Here is a 2,248-nt window from a genome sequence, read left to right as displayed (position 1 = left end):
CGACCAGTCGTTCCAGCCTTTTGACCAGCCGTCCGTTGGCTTCTTCCGTATCACGGGCGATACGTTGGGATACCGAAACATAGATTTTTTGTTCGGCCTCGGCAATCTGTCCGTTGGCATACTGCGCCAGCTCTGCCAGCAGTTGCTCCCGGTACTTTTCCAGCTTGGCGGCGGCAGCGGTAATGTTGCCTTCTCGGACTTCCAGCTCCTCCAAAAATGCCAGCCTCTCTTCTGCTTGCTGCTCCGCAAAGGTGTCAAAGGCTTGACGGATAGACTGTTCCTGCATTAGCAACATTACTACGATTGGATCGTCTTCCGCAGCCTTGTTCCGGAGCGTCTGAACACTTCAGCAATAACTTCAGATGCCTTATTTTCCATCTTCCCCACCATTCAAAGCATTTGCCATCACCGGCAGGCTTTCCAGTTTGGCGAAAATATCGCGCTTCACGTTCCGGAGTCGCTGTTTGGGCATAAAAGTCATTTCTGTCGTAGCATCCACCTCATCAAAAGTCAGATGCAGTTTGGTCATTTGTTCAATGTCTTTGCCGTACGTGTCGGGATTACGTTTTTCCACACGTACAATACCGATAATGCGGTCTTTGTGCTTTTGGTAAACACCGAACTGTTCGAACGGTTTGCCAGCATTCTCCACTGCGCCGTGGAACTCGTTTAACCAAACTACTACTTCAGCATCGACGTCGTTCAAAATCCGTCCCAAACTTTCGATGCAGTCAACCTGTGCCTGTCCGCCTTCAATCGGCACATGAAGAATCAGGCGCACACCTGATTCCCGCAGCAGTTCGGCGATGTTATTTTCAGCGATATACGACATCAGTGGAATAAAAGTGTTGGAACCAGTATCGACAATACCTATACCGTCTTTTTCCAAGAACTGCTCAACCAGTCCGTCAAAATTACGAATATCCACGTTATTGTCCCGTGTCAGGATGTTGATTACTTGGACGTGCAACGGTTTGTACCGGCTCAACGTACGGTTGCTGGTATCGGTATCGTAGCAGTGTACTTCTACCTGATTAGCAGCCCTTGCCGCCACATATTGCGCGTATGAGGCACAGCAAAACGTTTTGCCACATCCGCCTTTACTCTGAACTATCAAATTTACTTCTTGCATATTTGTTCCAACCTTTCCTGATTGTCGTTTCATTATAAAAAATACCGTTTTTGCGGCCGTTTGGATTTTTTACACATCAAAATCCGCTTTTCAAACGGACTTTGGTCTGTAAAAAGCCCTGCGGACAGGAGTTGCCCGCAGGGAAAGAGCGTGTCGGACATCAGGAAAGGGCTTGCCCGAACACAGGAGGAAATAACAACCGAGATAATCTAACGGACATCAACCCAGCGTCCGCCATTTCGTTCTTCGCCGACGTAGCGTACTTTATCTCCCGCCGTCGTCCAGCCGTGATCGAAATAAGCCTTGCAATAACCCGGCTTGTCTGGGCGAATGTAGGTTTTCTTGACCGTTTGGCAGTTGTCCTCGACAACATATTTACGTCCCAAGCTGTATTTGGTCTTTTGTTCGCAAACCTTTTCCAACTTCGTATAGCGCATCATGCGGTTCAGTTCCTGCGCGTCGCAGCGACCCGCGCCCTCAGCAATCGCGTCTGTCAAACCCGCCATTTCAGCGTTTTCCGAACTTGCCGGACACATTTTGAGAAAATTTCGCCGCGCCTTGAGCGTATCGCCCAATTTCTTGTGTCGGATCGAAAAATACCGCTTAATTGAAGCCGTACACTCACTCGGACGATCGCCCGAAGACAGACACAAAACCGCCTCGCACGCCAAGCGAGTATCGCCCGTCAGTACATCGTCGGCAAAAGCCGCAGGAGCAGCCCCCAGCATGGCGGCAGCCAGCAAACCCAAAGATTTATTCATACACACACCTTTTTAAATTTCCGCCGAACAGCGGGTATTGAAATAATGGAAGAAAAAAAGGATAATCTGCGTACCCCTACGAGATTATATAATTCTCCCAAAGCCGCCTTTGAAAGAAAGCGGCTTTTTTATTGCCATACGACCGTCCGAACTTGAAACTTTCTTCCTTCTTGGACAATGTTCACACATAAATCACCATTGCCCTTCATCAGCAGGTCAACCTGCTGTGCAGCGGCTCTCATGCTTTGATATGTCCCGATGACGATCTGTTTGACGGGCTTGCGGATTTTTTCATGTTGCTTCCTTTCGCTTTTAAATGAAGTGAAGGTCGTCTGAAACGTTTTCAGACGACCTT

The 2,248-nt window shown here is 48.7% G+C and carries 4 protein-coding genes; all 4 read right to left on the bottom strand.

What is annotated here, in order from left to right; all coding sequences use genetic code 11:
- Positions 1-295, bottom strand: a 295-nt coding sequence (locus NSCA4_RS12955; RefSeq protein ID WP_255265288.1) for a hypothetical protein, incomplete at its 3' end; no start/stop codon positions are given.
- 72 nt (positions 296-367) lie between these two features.
- On the bottom strand, positions 368-1,132 hold the full coding sequence (locus NSCA4_RS0107155; RefSeq protein ID WP_016687501.1) for a P-loop NTPase family protein: 765 nt from the start codon (positions 1,130-1,132) through the stop codon (positions 368-370).
- Between the two features lie 209 nt (positions 1,133-1,341).
- Complete coding sequence (locus NSCA4_RS0107150) at positions 1,342-1,893, bottom strand: TrbM/KikA/MpfK family conjugal transfer protein (protein WP_016687500.1); 552 nt, start codon at positions 1,891-1,893, stop codon at positions 1,342-1,344.
- A gap of 128 nt (positions 1,894-2,021) precedes the next feature.
- The coding region (locus tag NSCA4_RS15770; RefSeq protein ID WP_016687499.1) for a hypothetical protein at positions 2,022-2,248 on the bottom strand (227 nt) is incomplete at its 5' end.

The sequence above is a fragment of the Neisseria sicca 4320 genome (assembly GCF_000193735.1).
Taxonomy (GTDB): domain Bacteria; phylum Pseudomonadota; class Gammaproteobacteria; order Burkholderiales; family Neisseriaceae; genus Neisseria; species Neisseria sicca_E.
Note: the sequence above shows the minus strand (reverse complement) of the source record. Positions and strands in the feature narration are given on the sequence as shown.

Bases quoted from the DNA above. Each gene is read 5' to 3' on its own strand.
- NSCA4_RS0107155 (WP_016687501.1), bottom strand. From the start codon at position 1,132: ATGCAAGAAGTAAATTTGATAGTTCAGAGTAAAGGCGGATGTGGCAAA.
- NSCA4_RS0107150 (WP_016687500.1), bottom strand. From the start codon at position 1,893: ATGAATAAATCTTTGGGTTTGCTGGCTGCCGCCATGCTGGGGGCTGCT.